Genomic DNA, 17,178 nt, shown 5'->3' on the forward strand with positions numbered 1-17,178 from the left:
GGATCAACCGGCCGGCCTCTTGGCCGTCGACCCAAGACGGATGCCTATGAACCCGAATTTTCTTGATTTCGAACAGCCTATCGCTGACTTGCAAGCCAAGATCGAAGAACTGCGTTTGGTCGGTAATGACAACTCGCTGAACATCAGCGATGAAATTGCCCGGCTGCAAGACAAGAGCAATACGCTCACCGAAAGCATCTTCGGCAATCTGACCAGCTGGCAGATCGCGCGCATGGCGCGTCACCCACGTCGTCCTTACACCCTGGACTACATCGAACACATCTTCACCGAGTTCGATGAATTGCATGGTGACCGTCACTTCTCCGATGACGCGGCCATTGTTGGCGGTATCGCTCGCCTGGAAGACCAGCCTGTCATGGTGATCGGTCACCAGAAAGGTCGTGAAGTCCGGGAAAAGGTTCGTCGCAACTTCGGTATGCCGCGTCCTGAGGGCTATCGCAAGGCCTGCCGCCTGATGGAAATGGCCGAACGCTTCAAGATGCCGATCCTGACCTTCATCGACACGCCGGGTGCCTATCCGGGCATCGACGCCGAAGAGCGCAACCAGAGCGAAGCCATTGCCTGGAACCTGCGGGTCATGGCGCGCCTGAAGACGCCGATCATCGCTACCGTTATCGGTGAAGGCGGTTCCGGTGGTGCGCTGGCCATTGGCGTCTGCGACCAGTTGAACATGCTGCAATATTCGACCTATGCGGTGATCTCTCCGGAAGGCTGTGCGTCGATTCTGTGGAAGACGGCCGAGAAAGCGCCGGATGCTGCAGAAGCGATGGGCATCACCGCCGAGCGCCTCAAAGGTCTGGGTATCGTCGACAAGGTGATTGCCGAGCCTCTGGGCGGCGCGCACCGTGATCCGGCTGCTGCCTCTGCCACCATTCGTGCAGAGCTGAGCAGCCAGTTGGCGATGCTCAAGAAGATGGACAACGATGCGCTGCTGGCCCGTCGTTACGAGCGTCTGATGAGCTACGGCGTCTGATAGAACGCTGTGTGCCCTCTGTAGGAGCGAATTCATTCCCGCAAACCTTGTCGGTTTGTTCGCGAATGAATTCGCTCCCGCTTCGCGGATGAATCCGCTCCTACGGGGCTCTTCTGTGTACCGAGACGATCTCCCCGCCAGACTGCTTCAGGTTCTGGCTCCCTGGCGTCACGCGCCGGTCTGGCATGTCGGTTTTTCCGGCGGTCTGGACTCCACCGTATTGCTGCACCTTCTGGCTGAGCTCGCCGCACGCGAGAGCTTGCCGTCTCTGAATGCCATCCATGTTCATCACGGCCTGCAGGCCGCTGCCGATGCCTGGCCGGAGCATTGCCGACAGGTTTGCCTGAAGCTCGGCGTTTCCTTTCAGAGCGTGACTGTGCGGGTGAAGTCTGGCGCCAGTATCGAGCAGGCGGCCCGTGAGGCGCGTTATGCAGCCTTCATTGAGCGGTTGGGTGAGGGTGATGTATTGCTGACGGCTCAGCACCGTGACGATCAGGCCGAGACTTTATTGTTTCGTCTGTTGCGAGGTGCGGGTGTTCGAGGGCTTGCCGCCATGTCGCAGCAGCGGGCGATGGGGAAGGGAAGGGTGCTGCGACCGCTGTTGTCGGTTTCCCGTGGAGAGCTGGAAGACTATGCCCGGCAGCATGGCTTGAGCTGGATCGAAGATCCCAGCAACCAGGATCAACAACTGTCCCGCAACTTTCTGCGCGGTCGGGTCATGCCTTTGCTGGCATCGCGCTGGCCGCAAGTGTCCGCCAGCATGGCGCGTACTGCCGAACACATGGGCGAGGCCGAACAATTGCTGGGTGAGCTGGCGGAGCAGGATCTGGCCAATGCCCGACCCGACACTGCCTTTGCCTGGCTGGGCAGGCCGGTGCTGGCTCTGGAGCCACTGGCCGGTCTGTCCGCCGCCCGACAACGCAATGCGCTGCGCCACTGGCTGGCACCGCTGACCCGTCTGCCGGATACCGATCACTGGGCTGGCTGGGAAACCTTGTGCAATGCAGCCGACGACGCACGGCCCCTGTGGCGGCTGGCCGACGGTGAACTGCATCGGGCTGACGGGCATGTCTGGTGGTTGGCGGGCAACTGGTTACAGTCTCCTGGCGAAATGTCGCTCTGGCCTGATGCATCCAGTCCATTGAGTCTGCCCGGTAACGGCCAGGTGTGGATCGAAGGCGAAGGGCCTGCCGGACCCTTGCAGATCCGCTATCGCCAGGGCGGCGAAGTCATGCAGGTGCAAGGTCGTGGCCATCGCGATCTCAAGCGTCTGCTCAATGAGCGTGGTGTGCCGCTGTTCGTGCGCGGCAGATTGCCGCTGCTCTATCGTGACGATGAACTGCTGGCCATCGCCAACCTGCCGGGGCTGGACGGCGCGCCCCATGGAAACTGGCGCCTGCACTGGATTGCACCGACGAGCGACCAAAGTTTGAGCTGAAAGGCCCTTTCAGGTAGACTACGCTCCCTTCTTGATACAGCTTCTGTTGGCTCTTTTGAACCAACGCAAGTTGCCGGTTACCAACCAGTGTTTACTGGGCGATTCTTAAAATGTGGCGCCAATGGACAAGCTTCTGGCATGTCGGTTCAAACGCAGCAGTTTCGGGAGTGCACCGTGAATTTTGTCGGTAATCGGGGGCTTCGGCCTTCCTTCGCTTTCCCCGGCGGCTCTGACCGCTTTAACGCAGACTTCTAGGGTTTTTCATGACGCGCTACATCTTCGTCACGGGCGGTGTTGTTTCTTCATTGGGGAAAGGCATTGCCTCGGCTTCATTGGCGGCCATCCTGGAGGCGAGGGGACTTAAGGTCACCATGCTCAAGCTGGACCCCTACATCAACGTCGATCCGGGGACCATGAGTCCTTTCCAGCACGGTGAAGTGTTCGTTACCCACGACGGCGCCGAAACCGACCTGGACCTTGGCCACTACGAGCGGTTCATCCGCACCACCATGACCCAGAACAACAACTTCACCACCGGCCGTGTGTACGAACACGTCCTGCGCAAAGAGCGTCGTGGTGATTATCTGGGCGCGACCATCCAGGTCATCCCGCACATCACCGACGAAATCAAGCGCCGTATCATCAAGGGCGCCGGTGATGCCGACGTCGCGCTGGTCGAGATCGGCGGCACCGTGGGTGACATCGAGTCGCAACCGTTCCTGGAAGCTATCCGCCAGTTGCGCGTCGAGATCGGTGCCAAGCGCGCCATGCTGATGCACCTGACGCTGGTTCCTTACATCGCCACCGCTGGCGAAACCAAGACCAAGCCTACCCAGCACTCGGTTAAGGAGCTGCGCTCCATCGGCCTGCAGCCTGACGTGCTGATCTGCCGCTCCGACCACCACGTCGATGTGTCCTCGCGTCGCAAGATCGCGCTGTTCACCAACGTTGAAGAGCGTGCGGTCATTTCCCTGGAAGACGCCGACACCATCTACAAGATCCCGGGCATGCTGCACGCCCAGGGCCTGGACGATTTCGTCGTCGAGCGCTTCGGCCTGCAATGCAATGGTGCCGACCTGTCCGAATGGGACAAGGTGGTCGATGCCAAGCTCAACCCCGAGCACGAAGTCACCATCGCGATGGTCGGCAAGTACATGGAACTGCTCGACGCCTACAAGTCGTTGATCGAAGCCATGAGCCACGCCGGTATCACCAACCGCACCAAGGTCAACCTGCGCTACATCGACTCCGAAGACATCGAGAACCAGGGCACCAGCCTGCTCGAAGGTGTGGATGCGATTCTGGTTCCTGGCGGTTTCGGTCTGCGTGGTGTCGAAGGCAAGATCACTGCCGTGCAGTTCGCCCGTGAGAACAAGGTGCCTTACCTGGGTATCTGCCTGGGCATGCAAGTGGCCGTTATCGAATTCGCCCGTAACGTGCTGGGCTGGAAGGATGCCAACTCCACCGAGTTCGACCGTACCAGCGCTCACGCTGTCGTCGGTCTGATCACCGAGTGGGAAGACGCTACCGGTGCCGTGGAAACCCGTACCGAAGCTTCCGATCTGGGCGGCACCATGCGTCTGGGTGCTCAGGAATGCCAGCTCGAAGCCGGTTCTCTGGTTCATGAGTGCTATGCCAGCGACGTCATCGTCGAGCGCCATCGCCATCGCTATGAAGTGAACAACAAGCTGCTGCCGCAACTGATCGAAGCCGGCCTGAAGATTTCCGGTCGCTCCGGTGACGGCGCACTGGTCGAAGTGGTTGAAGCGCCGGATCACCCATGGTTCGTCGCCTGCCAGTTTCACCCCGAGTTCACTTCGACGCCTCGCGACGGCCATCCGCTGTTCAGCGGCTTCGTCAAGGCTGCACTGGCCCAACATCAGAAGAACGCCTGACAGGGATATCAGAACATGGCTCAGAAAATCATCCGTGTAGGTTCCATCGAGATTGCCAACGACAAGCCAATGGTCCTGTTTGGTGGCATGAACGTGCTGGAGTCGCGGGACATGGCCATGCAGGTCTGTGAGGAATATGTGCGGGTTACCGAAAAGCTCGGTATCCCCTACGTGTTCAAGGCCAGCTTCGACAAGGCCAACCGCTCTTCGGTCACGTCCTATCGTGGGCCTGGCCTGGAAGCGGGCATGCGGATCTTCGAAGAGATCAAGAAGACCTTCAACGTTCCGCTGATCACCGACGTGCATGAGCCCGAGCAGGCGGCAGTGGTTGCCGAAGTCTGCGACATCATTCAGTTGCCGGCTTTCCTGTCACGCCAGACCGACCTTGTGGTCGCCATGGCCAGGACTGGCGCAGTGATCAATATCAAGAAAGCCCAGTTCCTTGCGCCTCAGGAAATGAAACACATCCTGACCAAGTGCGAAGAGGCCGGTAACGATCAATTGATCCTGTGCGAACGTGGCTCCAGCTTCGGTTACAACAACCTGGTGGTGGACATGCTCGGCTTCGGCATCATGAAGCAGTTCGACTATCCGGTGTTCTTCGACGTGACCCATTCCCTGCAGATGCCGGGTGGTCGTGCCGATTCGGCCGGTGGCCGTCGCGCCCAGGTGCTGGAACTGGCCAAGGCCGGTATCAGTCAGAATCTGGCCGGACTGTTCCTTGAAGCGCATCCAGATCCTGACAACGCCAAATGCGACGGTCCTTGTGCCTTGCGTCTGGACAAGCTGGAGCCATTCCTGGCTCAGCTCAAGGCTCTGGATGAACTGGTCAAAAGTTTTCCTGCAGTCGAGACCGCTTGAGTCCGGTTCTCCGGTAAAGTGCCGTTCCCCCGTCCTTGTGTCGGGGGTTGTCTCATTCAGGCCTGCCTCGTTTCTTGCCTGACAGCGATAATCGTTTTTTCCCAGCTGCGTCGTTTTCGTCAATCTTGGAGTGTTTACAACAATGGCAAAAATCGTCGACATCAAAGGTCGTGAAGTTCTCGACTCCCGTGGCAATCCCACCGTGGAAGCAGATGTGCTCCTCGATAACGGCATCATTGGCACCGCATGCGCGCCATCGGGTGCTTCAACCGGCTCGCGCGAAGCGCTCGAGCTGCGTGATGGCGACAAGAGCCGTTACCTGGGTAAAGGTGTTCTTAAGGCTGTAGCCAACATCAACGGCCCGATCCGCGATCTGCTGCTGGGCAAGGACCCGGTTGACCAGAAGGCGCTGGATCAGGCGATGATCAAGCTCGACGGTACCGAGAACAAGGCAAGCCTGGGCGCCAACGCCATCCTCGCTGTCTCCCTGGCTGCCGCCAAGGCCGCTGCGCAGGATCAGGATCTGCCGCTCTACGCTCACATCGCCAACCTCAACGGCACCCCGGGCGTCTACTCGATGCCGGTCCCGATGATGAACATCATCAACGGTGGCGAGCACGCCGATAACAACATCGACATCCAGGAGTTCATGGTTCAGCCGGTTGGCGCCAAGACCTTCTCCGATGCGCTGCGCATGGGCACCGAGATTTTCCACCACCTCAAGGCTGTTCTGAAGGCTCGTGGCCTGAACACTGCAGTGGGTGACGAAGGTGGTTTCGCACCTAACCTGGCTTCCAACGAAGACGCTCTGGGCGCGATCTCCGAAGCTGTGGCCAATGCCGGTTACAAACTGGGCACCGACGTGACCCTGGCTCTGGACTGCGCGGCGAGCGAGTTCTACGAAGACGGTAAATACAACCTGTCGGGCGAAGGTCACTCCTTCGACGCAGCCGGTTTTGCCGACTACCTGGCCGGTCTGACCCAGCGCTACCCGATCATCTCCATCGAAGACGGTCTGGACGAGTCCGACTGGGCTGGCTGGAAAGTCCTGACCGACAAGATCGGCGACAAGGTTCAACTGGTCGGTGACGATCTGTTCGTGACCAACACCAAGATCCTGAAAGAAGGCATCGACAAGAAGATCGCCAACTCGATCCTGATCAAGTTCAACCAGATCGGTACCCTGACCGAAACCCTGGAAGCCATCCAGATGGCCAAGGCTGCCGGTTACACTGCCGTGATCTCGCACCGTTCCGGTGAAACCGAAGATTCGACCATCGCCGATCTGGCAGTCGGTACTTCGGCGGGTCAGATCAAGACCGGTTCGCTGTGCCGCTCCGACCGCGTATCCAAGTACAACCAATTGCTGCGTATCGAAGAGCAACTGGGTAGCAAAGCCGTGTACCGTGGTCGCGCAGAGTTTCGCGGCTGAGTCGTAGATGGTAAAAGACAGGTGCTGCAGAAAAAGCCGGTCATGCCGACATAAATGCAGCCCTGATGCGGACGCTCCGCTGTAATCAGGAGTGATTGAGCCTGGCTTATGTCAGGCTCAATGCCCTCAGTCGATTGTTCATATTGCTGGCTCTGCAGTCTTTTTTACTGGGTACCTGATATTTCATGCGCAGTCCTAACTGGTTGTTCCTCATCCTGATCCTGCTGCTTGGTGGTCTTCAGTATCGCCTGTGGGTAGGTAACGGAAGCCTGGCTCAAGTGGCCAGCCTGACCGAGCAAATTGCAGAACAGCATGCTGAAAACGAAGTTCTGCTCGAGCGGAACCGCGTTCTGGATGCTGAGGTCATGGAGCTGAAGAAGGGCCTTGAAACCGTTGAAGAACGTGCCCGCCATGAGCTTGGCATGGTCAAGGATGGCGAAACCCTCTATCAGTTGGCGCAATGACGTTGGTGCAATGAAAGATTCTCTTCCTGCCTTCTGGGCAGTGATTCCTGCGGCGGGCGTCGGTGCTCGCATGGCAGCGGACCGTCCCAAGCAATACCTGCAACTGGGCGGCCTCACTATTCTTGAACACAGCCTGCTTTGCTTTCTCGATCACCCGCGTCTCAAGGGCATGGTGATCAGTCTGGCTGTGGATGATCCTTACTGGCCAACCCTGCCGTGTGCACTGGATTCACGTATCCAGCGTGTGGATGGCGGCAAGGAACGTTCGGACTCGGTACTCAACGCTTTGCTGCACCTGCATGCCCAGGGGGCCAGCGATGACGACTGGGTGCTGGTCCACGATGCGGCACGTCCCAATCTCGCCCGTAGCGATCTGGACAACCTGCTGGGCGAACTGGCGGACGATCCGGTGGGTGGCCTGCTGGCCGTTCCGGCCCGCGATACCCTCAAGCGTGCCGACGAACATGGTCGTGTGGCGCAGACCGTCGATCGCAGCCTGATCTGGCAGGCTTACACGCCGCAGATGTTCCGTCTCGGTGCCTTGCACCGGGCGCTGGCCGACAGCAAGGTGTCGAACGTCAGCATCACCGATGACGCTTCGGCCATCGAGTGGGCAGGGCAGTCGCCTCGTTTGATCGAAGGGCGTTCCGACAATATCAAGGTAACTCGCCCCGAAGATCTTGAGTGGCTGCGTCAGCGCAGATCCCTGGGAAACTAGACGCTGTATTCTTCCCTCATCGCCAGACCTTCCTTGAGGTAATCGACCAGTTTGCGCACCTTGGGCGACAAGTGGCGCTGCTGCGGATAAAGCGCCCAGACGGCGGTGTTGGGCGGTTGGTGCGCTTCGAGCAGAGAAATCAGGCTGCCGTTTTTCAAGTGTTCCTGCACGTAATAGTCCGGAAGCTGGCACAGGCCCACGCCCTGCAATGCGGCGTTCAGCACCGCCTGGCCACTGTTGCAGCGCCAGTTGCCCTGGACTCGTTGTGAAAACTCCCTGCCGTTCTGCTGAAGCAGCCAGGTGTCACTGCTGCCGATCAGGCAATTGTGGCGACTCAACTCCGAAAGGCTGTGAGGCCTGCCGTAGCGCTCCAGATAGGAAGGCGACGCGCACAGGTACATGCGTCGCGGAGCCAGCCTGACGGCGACAAGGCGCGAGTCCTGTAGCCGACCCAGGCGAATCGCCAGATCCATTCCCTCATGAACCAGATCCAGGGTGTCGTTGCTCAGCTCGATATCGACGCGCAGTTGCGGGTAAAGATCCATGAAGCGCGTGACCAATGGCGTGATAAAGCGTTCGCCGTAGGCTACGGCGCAGGTCATGCGCAGCAGGCCTTTCGGTTCGCTGGTCAGATCGCCCACGGCGCGCAGCGCTTCTTCGCGTCCGTCTTGCAAGCGCTGGCAATGATGCAGAAAAGTCTGACCGGCTTCGGTCAGGGTTACACGTCGTGTGCTGCGGTACAGCAAACGGGTTTGCAGACGCTCTTCCAGGCGCACGATCTGGCGACTGATATGAGAGGAAGACACACCCAGGCGTTGGGCGGCTGCGGTGAATTGCCCGCATTCGGCCACCGCAACGAACTCGTCCAGACCTTCCCAGCGATTCGCGTACATCGATTATCCCTGTATGGCAATAATGTTTTGCTTTTGTCTGGATTATTAACTGAACGGCACTGTACTACACTCCAGACCTTGTTTTTATCTGGTTGGAGAAGATCGATGATCAAGTCGCGTGCTGCTGTTGCCTTTGAAGCCAAGAAGCCATTGGAAATCGTTGAAATCGATGTCGCCATGCCCAAGGCGGGAGAAGTGCTGCTGCGGGTCGTGGCTTCGGGCGTTTGCCACACCGATGCCTACACGCTCTCCGGTGCTGACCCGGAAGGTATCTTCCCGGCGATTCTGGGCCACGAAGGGGGCGCCATTGTCGAAGCCATCGGTGAAGGCGTGACCTCGGTTGCGGTGGGCGACCATGTGATTCCGCTGTACACCCCGGAATGCCGTCAGTGCAAATTCTGTCTGTCGGGTAAAACCAACCTCTGCCAGTCGATCCGTGCGACTCAAGGCAAGGGCCTGATGCCGGATGGCACAGCACGCTTTTCCTACAAGGGTCAGCCGATTTTCCACTACATGGGTACGTCGACCTTTTCCGAATACACAGTCCTGCCGGAAATCTCGGTAGCCAAAATCCAGAAAGAAGCACCGCTGGAGAAGGTCTGCCTGCTGGGTTGCGGCGTCACCACCGGCATCGGTGCGGTGCTCAATACCGCCAAGGTAAAACCGGGTGATACCGTGGCCATCTTCGGTCTGGGCGGCATCGGCCTGTCGGCGGTCATCGGTGCGGTCAAGGCCAAGGCGGCGCGCATCATTGCCATCGATATCAACCCGGCCAAGTTCGAAATCGCCAAACAACTGGGTGCAACCGATTGCGTCAACCCGAAAGACTTCGATCGTCCGATCCAGGAAGTGATCGTGGACATGACCGATGGCGGTGTGGACTTCTCCTTCGAGTGCATCGGCAACGTGCAACTGATGCGTGCTGCCCTGGAGTGCTGCCACAAGGGTTGGGGCGAGTCGGTGATCATCGGTGTGGCCGGTGCCGGCCAGGAAATCGCCACCCGTCCATTCCAGTTGGTGACCGGTCGCGTCTGGCGCGGTTCGGCATTTGGTGGCGTGCGTGGTCGTACCGAATTGCCAAGCTACGTCGACATGTCGCAAACCGGCGAAATCCCGCTGGATACCTTCATCACCCACACCATGGGTCTTGAAGACATCAACAAGGCGTTCGACCTGATGCACGAAGGCAAAAGCATTCGTTCTGTAATCCATTTTTGAGGGGCAGCTACAAGCTAAAAGCTACAAGCTGCAAGAGGCGTACAGCCCTTTCTTGCAGCTTGAGGCTTGAAACTTGAAGCTAGGGAGCGTGCGACCATGACTCTGGAAAATCTGTCCTGCCAGAAAAGCTTCGGCGGCTGGCTCAAGCGTTACAAGCATCATTCAACGGTGCTGGGTTGCGATATGGTATTTGCGGTCTACCTGCCGCCACAGGCAGAGCAGGGCGGCAAGTTGCCTGTGCTGTACTGGTTGTCCGGCCTGACCTGCAACGATGAAAACTTCATGCAGAAAGCCGCGGCCCAGAGGGTGGCTGCCGAACTGGGGTTGATCCTGGTTGCACCCGATACCAGCCCGCGTGGTGCCGATGTGCCCGATGATCCGGAAGGTGCCTGGGACTTCGGGCTCGGTGCCGGGTTCTACCTCAACGCCACGGCGCAACCCTGGGCCAAGCATTATCGGATGCACGATTATGTGGTCGATGAATTGCCGGCTCTGGTCGAGGAGCATTTCCCGGCTTCTGCGGCCCGGGGTATCAGTGGTCATTCCATGGGTGGTCATGGGGCTCTGGTCTGTGCCTTGCGCAATCCGGGGCGCTACCAGTCGGTTTCGGCGTTTTCGCCAATCAGTAATCCGATGGATTGCCCTTGGGGGCAGAAAGCTTTTACTCATTATCTGGGTGAGGACCGCTCACGCTGGCGCGAGTGGGATGCGACGGTATTGATTGCCGATGCCACGGAAAAACTGCCGATTCTGGTGGATCAGGGCGACCGGGATGACTTCCTGGTCAATCAGCTCAAACCCGAAGCGCTGGTCCAGGCGGCGAAAGCCGCTCAGCATCCGCTGACCCTGAGGATGCAGCCTGGCTATGATCACAGCTACTTTTTCATTGCCAGTTTCATCGAGGACCATCTGCGTCATCATGCCCAGGCTCTGAACGGATGACTGTCAGCGACAGGCCCTAACTTGCGCCAAAGCAGGTAGAATCACGCCCTGACTTTTTTCAGGGCGTTTTTCTATGCGTATTGGCCATGGCTATGATGTGCACCGTTTCGCTGAGGGCGATTTCATTACCTTGGGCGGCGTGCGGATTGCACACGGTTTCGGCCTTCTGGCGCATTCCGACGGCGACGTTCTGCTGCATGCGCTGAGCGATGCCTTGCTGGGAGCTGCTGCGCTGGGCGATATCGGCAAGCACTTTCCGGACACTGATCCGCAATTCAAGGGCGCAGACAGCCGTGTACTGCTTCGCCATGTGCTCAAGCAGGTGCAAGGCAAAGGCTGGAAAGTCGGCAATGTCGACGCCACCATCGTCGCCCAGGCACCCAAGATGGCCCCGCATATCGATGCGATGCGTGCTTTGATAGCCGCAGATCTCCAGGTTGAGTTGGATCAAGTGAACGTAAAAGCCACAACTACTGAAAAACTCGGCTTCGTCGGTCGCGAAGAAGGCATCGCGGTGCATGCCGTCGCGCTGTTGCTGCGCGCATGACCGAACTGGAGCTGCTGGGCCAGCGGGCCTATGGTGAAGCGCTGGGCAGCGCTGTTCTCAAGGCGACTGCCGAAGATTTTCAGGTCGATGAAGTGCTCGATATTCCCTTGTCCGGAGATGGCGAACACCTCTGGCTGTGGGTCGAGAAACGCGGCCTCAACACCGAGGAAGCGGCCCGTCGCCTGGCCCGTGCCGCAGGCGTGCCGTTGCGCACCGTCAGCTACGCCGGCCTCAAGGACCGTCAGGCCCTCACGCGTCAGTGGTTCAGCCTGCAACTGCCGGGCAAGGCCGACCCTGATCTTTCCGCGGCCCAGGACGAAACCCTGCAGATCCTCAAGAGCAGCCGCCACAAGCGCAAGCTGCAGCGCGGTGCCCATGCGGCCAATGGTTTCACCCTGCGCCTGACGCAATTGAATGCCGATCATGACGCGCTGAATCAGCGTCTGGAATCCATCGCCCGCAAGGGAGTCCCCAATTACTTCGGTGCCCAGCGTTTTGGCTACCAGGGCGGCAATCTGGGCGAAGCCCGGCATTACGCTGAGCGCAAGGCCTTGCCGGAGCAGCGCAATGTCCGTTCCCGGCTGCTGTCCACGGCCCGCAGCTACCTGTTCAACCGCGTGCTGTCTGCCCGGGTCGCCGATGGCAGTTGGGAGCGTGCCCAGCCAGGCGATCTGCTGGCATTTACCGATAGCCGCAGCTTTTTCCCGGCCGGTGTTGCCGAATGCAGCGATCCTCGGCTCGACATTCTGGACCTGCATCCGACCGGCCCGCAGTGGGGCGAGGGACCTTCCCCGGCGGGTGGTGCCACAGCAGAACTGGAAAACCGCATTGCCGCTGAGCAGATAGCGTTGTGCGAATGGCTCATAAAGGCTGGAATGGAGCACGAACGTCGCATACTGCGGCTGCCCATTGGCCGTTTGACGTGGCATTATCCCGAGCCTGACATTTTGCAACTGGAATTCGTCCTTCCGCCCGGATGCTTTGCCACTGTATTGGTGCGCGAACTCGTCGATCTGGTGCCGGTTGGGCAGACGGATAGCCCATGCGTATTCTGATTTCAAACGATGATGGGGTAACTGCACCCGGTCTCGCGGCGCTGTATGCGGCGCTGGCGGATTATGCCGACTGTGTGGTTATCGCCCCTGATCAAGACAAGAGCGGTGCCAGCAGCTCGCTGACCCTCGACCGGCCGTTGCACCCGCATACGCTGCCCAATGGTTTCATCGGCCTCAATGGCACGCCGACCGACTGCGTGCATCTGGGGCTCAACGGCCTTCTGGAGCACGAGCCGGACATGGTGGTCTCGGGTATCAATCTGGGCGCCAACCTCGGGGATGATGTTCTGTATTCCGGGACGGTTGCCGCAGCCCTCGAAGGACGCTTCCTGGAGCGTCCTTCGTTTGCCTTTTCGTTTCTGTCACGCCAGCCGGACAACCTTGCGACCGCCGCGCACTATGCGCGCCTGCTGGTCGAGGCCCATGAACAACTGGACCTGCCGCCGCGTACGGTGCTGAACGTCAATATCCCCAATCTGCCCCTCGACCATATCCGCGGGATTCAACTGACTCGCCTGGGGCATCGCGCCCGTGCTGCCGCTCCGGTGAAAGTCGTCGACCCACGTGGTCGTGTCGGCTACTGGATAGCCGCCGCCGGCGATGCGGAAGACGGCGGGGCGGGCACGGATTTTCATGCGGTCATGCAGGGTTATGTCTCGATTACTCCGCTGCAACTGGATCGAACCTATCAGGACGGCTTCCATAGCCTGAATACCTGGCTGGAGGGGCTGATCTGATGTCACGCGAGCAAGATGATCTGTTACGTCGCGGGATCGGCATGACCTCGCAGCGTACTCGCGAGCGACTGATCCAGCGCTTGTATGAAGAAGGCCTGTCCAATACCCGTGTGCTGGACGTGATTCGCAAGACACCCCGGCATCTGTTCGTCGATGAAGCCCTGGCCCATCGTGCCTATGAAGACACGGCTCTGCCGATCGGCCACAACCAGACCATTTCCCAGCCTTATATGGTCGCGCGCATGAGCGAGCTGCTGCTGGCCGCCGGCCCGCTGGACAAAGTGCTGGAGATCGGTACGGGATCGGGCTATCAGACTGCTGTGCTGGCCCAGCTTGTCGAGCGGGTCTTCTCGGTCGAGCGCATCAAGGTGCTGCAGGACCGGGCCAAGGAGCGTCTGGTGGAGTTGAACCTGCGCAATGTGGTCTTTCGCTGGGGCGATGGCTGGGAGGGCTGGCCTGCGCTGGCACCTTACAATGGCATCATCGTGACTGCCGTGGCGACCGATGTGCCCCAGGCCTTGCTCGATCAACTGGCGCCGGGTGGCAGACTGGTGATTCCGGTCGGTTCCGGCGAAGTGCAGCAACTGATGCTGATCGTGCGTGAAGAAAATGGATTTTCCCGGCACGTACTGGGAGCGGTGCGATTCGTGCCATTGCTCAACGGGCCTCTGGCCTGATACGCAAATGGAATTGAAAGTGAATTCTGATCGCACTCATCGGTCTACTCAGCCTATATGGCAGCATGGCATCACATCGCCGACATGATTTATGCATGACAATGGCGTGGCATCGTTAATGAATGGTTGCCCGCCGTTCTTGCGGCACAATAGGCATCTTTCGAATTCAGTCACCAGTAAAGGGAGTGGCGGGTGAGTCACAGAGTCATTCGGCAGCTAAATTGTTCAACAAGTTATCAGCGTCTGGTGATTGGCATTGCACTCAGTGTCCTCTTGGTCGGCTGCGCCAGTTCTCCTTCGGGCGGTGTTCGTGTTGTTGATCGCAACGGTAACGTGACGTCACAGCGTCCTGCTGTCACGACCGGACAATATGTCGTGAGACGTGGCGATACACTTTTTTCCATTGCATTTCGTTACGGCTGGGACTGGAAAGCACTGGCTGCACGCAACCAGATTCCAGAGCCCTACACGATTAAACCCGGTCAGACGATTCGCTTTGACGGGCGTTCAAATTCAACATCCGAGACTGTGGCTTCCACTCCGGTCGTAGTACAACCAGCCCCGGCTGTTTCCTCTACTTCCACCCGTACAAGCAGCTCCGGCTCGGTCAAGACCACTGTTATTTCCAAACCGGTCGCGGTTACACCCGTGGTTATACCTCCCGCTGGAGATACTCCCGTGGGTATTGCAGGCAAGTCCCCGACAGGTTGGGCGTGGCCAGCAAGTGGCACTTTGATAGGAAAATTTTCCTCAAACGGCAGTTTGAATAAAGGAATTGATATCGCAGGTGATTTGGGACAGCCTGTTTTAGCCGCGTCTGATGGATCAGTTGTTTACGCCGGAAGTGGATTGCGGGGCTACGGCGAATTGATAATCATCAAACACAGCGATACCTACGTCAGTGCCTACGGTCACAACCGCAGGCTTTTGGTACGGGAGGGGCAACAGGTCAAGGCAGGGCAGACAATTGCCGAGATGGGGTCCACAGGAACTGACCGGGTGAAGTTGCATTTCGAGATTCGCCGCCAAGGAAAGCCTGTAGATCCACTGCAGTTTCTGCCACGCCGCTGATGGTTGTCAGCCTGTTCCTGACGCAGAGGGAATGGGCTCAAGCGTTGCCACGGATATAGGCGGCGCTGAGCTTGAGGTCGAACTCACCAAAGGACTATAACAATGGCTCTTAGCAGCGAAGCGCCGGAGTTTGACATCGATGATGAAGTGCTCCTCATGGAAACCGGCATTGTCCTGGAGGACAACTCGAACGAGAAGCAGCCGTCTACTGCCGCCTCGGATCGAACGAAAGCCAAGCACAACTCATCGCTCAAACAACATAAATATATTGATTACACTCGGGCGCTCGATGCTACCCAGTTGTATCTCAATGAAATAGGGTTTTCACCCCTGCTGTCCCCGGAAGAGGAGGTCCACTTTGCGAGACTGTCGCAACGTGGTGATCCGGCTGGACGCAAACGCATGATTGAAAGCAATCTGCGGCTGGTAGTCAAAATTGCCAGGCGCTATGTCAATCGTGGGTTGTCATTGCTTGATTTGATCGAAGAGGGCAACCTGGGTCTGATCCGGGCTGTCGAAAAATTCGATCCGGAACGCGGTTTCCGTTTCTCGACTTACGCGACATGGTGGATTCGTCAGACCATCGAGCGTGCAATCATGAATCAGACCCGGACCATCCGGTTGCCGATTCATGTGGTCAAGGAGCTGAATGTCTATCTGCGGGCCGCTCGTGAACTGACACAGAAGCTCGATCACGAACCGTCTCCCGAGGAGATCGCCAATCTGCTGGAAAAACCCGTCGGCGAGGTCAAGCGCATGCTTGGGCTCAATGAGCGTGTTTCCTCGGTGGATGTCTCTCTGGGGCCTGATTCGGACAAGACGCTGCTCGATACGCTGACTGATGATCGCCCTACGGACCCTTGTGAGCTCCTGCAGGACGATGATCTCTCCCAGAGTATCGATCAATGGCTGTCCGAGCTGACCGACAAGCAGCGCGAGGTAGTGATACGTCGTTTCGGCTTGCGCGGGCATGAAAGCAGCACGCTCGAGGATGTTGGTCTCGAGATTGGTCTTACCCGTGAGCGTGTTCGTCAGATTCAGGTCGAAGGCTTGAAGCGTCTGCGTGAAATCCTCGAAAAGAATGGGCTTTCGAGCGAGTCCCTCTTCCAATAACCCTCTCCTCTCCCTTCCCTCTGCGTCGAAAGGCCGATACAAACATCCAATGTTCGTATCGGCCTTTTACATGATCCCCATCTTATAAAGTTGTCTGATCTCTTGGGCGTCCCTCCAGGAAGGACTGTTCAGGAGGTCCATAACTGCTCGGCAGAGCTTTGCCAGAGAAATGCGCAATATACGTAAGCCTTTGCTTACCCGTTTCGTAAGTTATCAGGGCTTTGTCGGGCCGGATAAAGGATTTTCCCGCCTTGAGACTCTTCTAGTTCAATGAATTCAAAGGGTTTTTATTTTTTAAACGGCACGGTAAGAAATATTCGTGCAAATTTTCGGGTGTTGCCCGCGGCCTGAAAATCACTAATATCGGAACTGTGCCAACGGACAGGCACAGGCAGTCAAGGAGGACCGTCAAGGACATCGCAAGAAGTGATTCATCAGGATGATGAAAAGGATTACAGGGATTAGGGAAGAAATGTGGGCGGGTCATACCGCCCCTTTTTTTTGCCTGTAAATCTGTTTCCCGCCCACGAAAAAGGCCCCGAAGGGCCTCTTTGGCAATACCGGAACTCAGCGTTCCAGATCTGCGATCTTGCCTGTCTTGCCGTCCCATTCTTCTGCGTCGGGCAGGGCATCTTTCTTTTCGGTGATGTTTGGCCATACTTCCGCGAGTTCGGCGTTGAGCTCGATGAAGTTTTCCATGCCGGCGGGAATCTCATCTTCAGAGAAGATGGCCTGCGCAGGGCATTCAGGCTCACAAAGCGCGCAATCGATGCACTCATCCGGGTGAATCACCAGGAAGTTCGGGCCTTCGTAAAAGCAGTCCACCGGACAGACTTCTACGCAGTCGGTGTACTTGCACTTGATGCAGTTGTCGGTGACGACGAAGGTCATTTCTAATTTTCTCCTCAGGCGGCTGCGGCATCGCCCTTCCAGATAGGGGCTGCCAGGTTCGGGGCGTTTCCCGGCCTTGTGAAAAACACGTGCTTGGAGTGAGCGGCCTGACTGTATTGTCTGCCGCTCGACCCTTGGTTCGCTGCGTTTTCACGCGGCTCGATTAGCTGCCCAACCAGGCTAAAAGCTGAGAGCATCCCAAACCGCGCGGGATTCTAACAGCTTGTATCGC

General features: G+C 58.1%; 17 protein-coding genes. 15 read left to right on the top strand and 2 right to left on the bottom strand.

Annotated features, from left to right (window positions below; all coding sequences use genetic code 11):
* Positions 1-46 precede the first annotated feature (46 nt).
* The 7 genes from JSY17_RS09325 to ispD all read left to right on the top strand — a co-directional run bounded on the left by JSY17_RS09325 (position 47) and on the right by ispD (position 7,802).
* The gene (locus JSY17_RS09325) at positions 47-994 is read left to right on the top strand and encodes an acetyl-CoA carboxylase carboxyltransferase subunit alpha (RefSeq protein WP_117164613.1); all 948 of its coding nucleotides are present in this window, start codon (positions 47-49) and stop codon (positions 992-994) included.
* A 115-nt stretch (positions 995-1,109) separates the two neighbouring features.
* On the top strand, positions 1,110-2,432 hold the full coding sequence (tilS, locus tag JSY17_RS09330; RefSeq protein WP_263943196.1) for a tRNA lysidine(34) synthetase TilS: 1,323 nt from the start codon (positions 1,110-1,112) through the stop codon (positions 2,430-2,432).
* A 263-nt stretch (positions 2,433-2,695) separates the two neighbouring features.
* Positions 2,696-4,327 (top strand): CTP synthase, encoded by a 1,632-nt coding sequence (locus JSY17_RS09335; protein ID WP_117164615.1) that lies wholly within the window; start codon positions 2,696-2,698, stop codon positions 4,325-4,327.
* A gap of 15 nt (positions 4,328-4,342) precedes the next feature.
* Positions 4,343-5,188, top strand: a complete 846-nt coding sequence (gene kdsA, locus JSY17_RS09340) for a 3-deoxy-8-phosphooctulonate synthase (protein WP_025258962.1) — start codon at positions 4,343-4,345, stop codon at positions 5,186-5,188.
* Between the two features lie 142 nt (positions 5,189-5,330).
* The gene (eno, locus tag JSY17_RS09345; protein ID WP_117164616.1) at positions 5,331-6,620 is read left to right on the top strand and encodes a phosphopyruvate hydratase; all 1,290 of its coding nucleotides are present in this window, start codon (positions 5,331-5,333) and stop codon (positions 6,618-6,620) included.
* 185 nt (positions 6,621-6,805) lie between these two features.
* Positions 6,806-7,084 (top strand): cell division protein FtsB, encoded by a 279-nt coding sequence (gene ftsB, locus JSY17_RS09350; RefSeq protein WP_025258964.1) that lies wholly within the window; start codon positions 6,806-6,808, stop codon positions 7,082-7,084.
* 10 nt (positions 7,085-7,094) lie between these two features.
* Positions 7,095-7,802 carry a 2-C-methyl-D-erythritol 4-phosphate cytidylyltransferase gene (gene ispD / locus JSY17_RS09355; protein ID WP_206400856.1) on the top strand — a complete coding sequence of 236 codons (708 nt, stop codon included), beginning with the start codon at positions 7,095-7,097 and terminating at the stop codon, positions 7,800-7,802.
* Here the strand turns inward: ispD and JSY17_RS09360 are convergent.
* Positions 7,799-8,695 (bottom strand): LysR substrate-binding domain-containing protein, encoded by an 897-nt coding sequence (locus tag JSY17_RS09360; RefSeq protein ID WP_206400859.1) that lies wholly within the window; start codon positions 8,693-8,695, stop codon positions 7,799-7,801. The genes ispD and JSY17_RS09360 overlap by 4 nt on opposite strands.
* A 105-nt stretch (positions 8,696-8,800) precedes the next feature.
* On the opposite strand from JSY17_RS09360, the gene JSY17_RS09365 reads away from it, so the two are divergent.
* From JSY17_RS09365 to rpoS, 8 genes are all read left to right on the top strand, one after another.
* Positions 8,801-9,913, top strand: a complete 1,113-nt coding sequence (locus JSY17_RS09365) for an S-(hydroxymethyl)glutathione dehydrogenase/class III alcohol dehydrogenase (RefSeq protein ID WP_117164619.1) — start codon at positions 8,801-8,803, stop codon at positions 9,911-9,913.
* Between the two features lie 96 nt (positions 9,914-10,009).
* A complete protein-coding gene (fghA, locus tag JSY17_RS09370; protein WP_117186477.1) occupies positions 10,010-10,855 on the top strand; it encodes an S-formylglutathione hydrolase in 846 nt (281 codons plus the stop codon).
* Positions 10,856-10,928: 73 nt separating this feature from the next.
* Entirely contained in the window at positions 10,929-11,402 is a 474-nt protein-coding gene (gene ispF, locus JSY17_RS09375) for a 2-C-methyl-D-erythritol 2,4-cyclodiphosphate synthase (protein ID WP_025258969.1), read from the top strand.
* A complete protein-coding gene (gene truD / locus JSY17_RS09380; protein WP_117186478.1) occupies positions 11,399-12,457 on the top strand; it encodes a tRNA pseudouridine(13) synthase TruD in 1,059 nt (352 codons plus the stop codon). The genes ispF and truD overlap by 4 nt, the downstream gene beginning before the upstream one ends.
* Positions 12,445-13,194, top strand: a complete 750-nt coding sequence (gene surE / locus JSY17_RS09385) for a 5'/3'-nucleotidase SurE (RefSeq protein WP_117164622.1) — start codon at positions 12,445-12,447, stop codon at positions 13,192-13,194. The genes truD and surE overlap by 13 nt, the downstream gene beginning before the upstream one ends.
* A 41-nt stretch (positions 13,195-13,235) precedes the next feature.
* Complete coding sequence (locus JSY17_RS09390) at positions 13,236-13,871, top strand: protein-L-isoaspartate(D-aspartate) O-methyltransferase (protein WP_176767549.1); 636 nt, start codon at positions 13,236-13,238, stop codon at positions 13,869-13,871.
* A 192-nt stretch (positions 13,872-14,063) separates the two neighbouring features.
* On the top strand, positions 14,064-14,942 hold the full coding sequence (locus tag JSY17_RS09395) for a peptidoglycan DD-metalloendopeptidase family protein (protein ID WP_117186479.1): 879 nt from the start codon (positions 14,064-14,066) through the stop codon (positions 14,940-14,942).
* Between the two features lie 102 nt (positions 14,943-15,044).
* Positions 15,045-16,055 carry an RNA polymerase sigma factor RpoS gene (gene rpoS / locus JSY17_RS09400; RefSeq protein WP_025258973.1) on the top strand — a complete coding sequence of 337 codons (1,011 nt, stop codon included), beginning with the start codon at positions 15,045-15,047 and terminating at the stop codon, positions 16,053-16,055.
* 567 nt (positions 16,056-16,622) lie between these two features.
* Here rpoS and fdxA read toward each other — a convergent pair.
* Positions 16,623-16,946, bottom strand: coding sequence for a ferredoxin FdxA (gene fdxA / locus JSY17_RS09405; RefSeq protein ID WP_083185553.1), 324 nt, complete (start codon positions 16,944-16,946; stop codon positions 16,623-16,625).
* Positions 16,947-17,178: the final 232 nt, after the last annotated feature.

Source organism: Pseudomonas capsici (assembly GCF_017165765.1).
In the GTDB taxonomy this organism is placed as follows: Bacteria; Pseudomonadota; Gammaproteobacteria; order Pseudomonadales; family Pseudomonadaceae; genus Aquipseudomonas; species Aquipseudomonas capsici.

What these genes read in the sequence shown, in the direction of transcription:
- kdsA (WP_025258962.1), top strand. Translation starts at nt 4,343, where the DNA reads ATGGCTCAGAAAATCATCCGTGTAGGTTCCATCGAGATTGCCAACGAC.
- JSY17_RS09360 (WP_206400859.1), bottom strand. Translation starts at nt 8,695, where the DNA reads ATGTACGCGAATCGCTGGGAAGGTCTGGACGAGTTCGTTGCGGTGGCC.
- JSY17_RS09390 (WP_176767549.1), top strand. Translation starts at nt 13,236, where the DNA reads ATGACCTCGCAGCGTACTCGCGAGCGACTGATCCAGCGCTTGTATGAA.
- JSY17_RS09335 (WP_117164615.1), top strand. Translation starts at nt 2,696, where the DNA reads ATGACGCGCTACATCTTCGTCACGGGCGGTGTTGTTTCTTCATTGGGG.
- truD (WP_117186478.1), top strand. Translation starts at nt 11,399, where the DNA reads ATGACCGAACTGGAGCTGCTGGGCCAGCGGGCCTATGGTGAAGCGCTG.
- ispF (WP_025258969.1), top strand. Translation starts at nt 10,929, where the DNA reads ATGCGTATTGGCCATGGCTATGATGTGCACCGTTTCGCTGAGGGCGAT.
- rpoS (WP_025258973.1), top strand. Translation starts at nt 15,045, where the DNA reads ATGGCTCTTAGCAGCGAAGCGCCGGAGTTTGACATCGATGATGAAGTG.
- ftsB (WP_025258964.1), top strand. Translation starts at nt 6,806, where the DNA reads ATGCGCAGTCCTAACTGGTTGTTCCTCATCCTGATCCTGCTGCTTGGT.
- surE (WP_117164622.1), top strand. Translation starts at nt 12,445, where the DNA reads ATGCGTATTCTGATTTCAAACGATGATGGGGTAACTGCACCCGGTCTC.
- fdxA (WP_083185553.1), bottom strand. Translation starts at nt 16,946, where the DNA reads ATGACCTTCGTCGTCACCGACAACTGCATCAAGTGCAAGTACACCGAC.
- ispD (WP_206400856.1), top strand. Translation starts at nt 7,095, where the DNA reads ATGAAAGATTCTCTTCCTGCCTTCTGGGCAGTGATTCCTGCGGCGGGC.
- eno (WP_117164616.1), top strand. Translation starts at nt 5,331, where the DNA reads ATGGCAAAAATCGTCGACATCAAAGGTCGTGAAGTTCTCGACTCCCGT.
- JSY17_RS09365 (WP_117164619.1), top strand. Translation starts at nt 8,801, where the DNA reads ATGATCAAGTCGCGTGCTGCTGTTGCCTTTGAAGCCAAGAAGCCATTG.
- fghA (WP_117186477.1), top strand. Translation starts at nt 10,010, where the DNA reads ATGACTCTGGAAAATCTGTCCTGCCAGAAAAGCTTCGGCGGCTGGCTC.
- JSY17_RS09325 (WP_117164613.1), top strand. Translation starts at nt 47, where the DNA reads ATGAACCCGAATTTTCTTGATTTCGAACAGCCTATCGCTGACTTGCAA.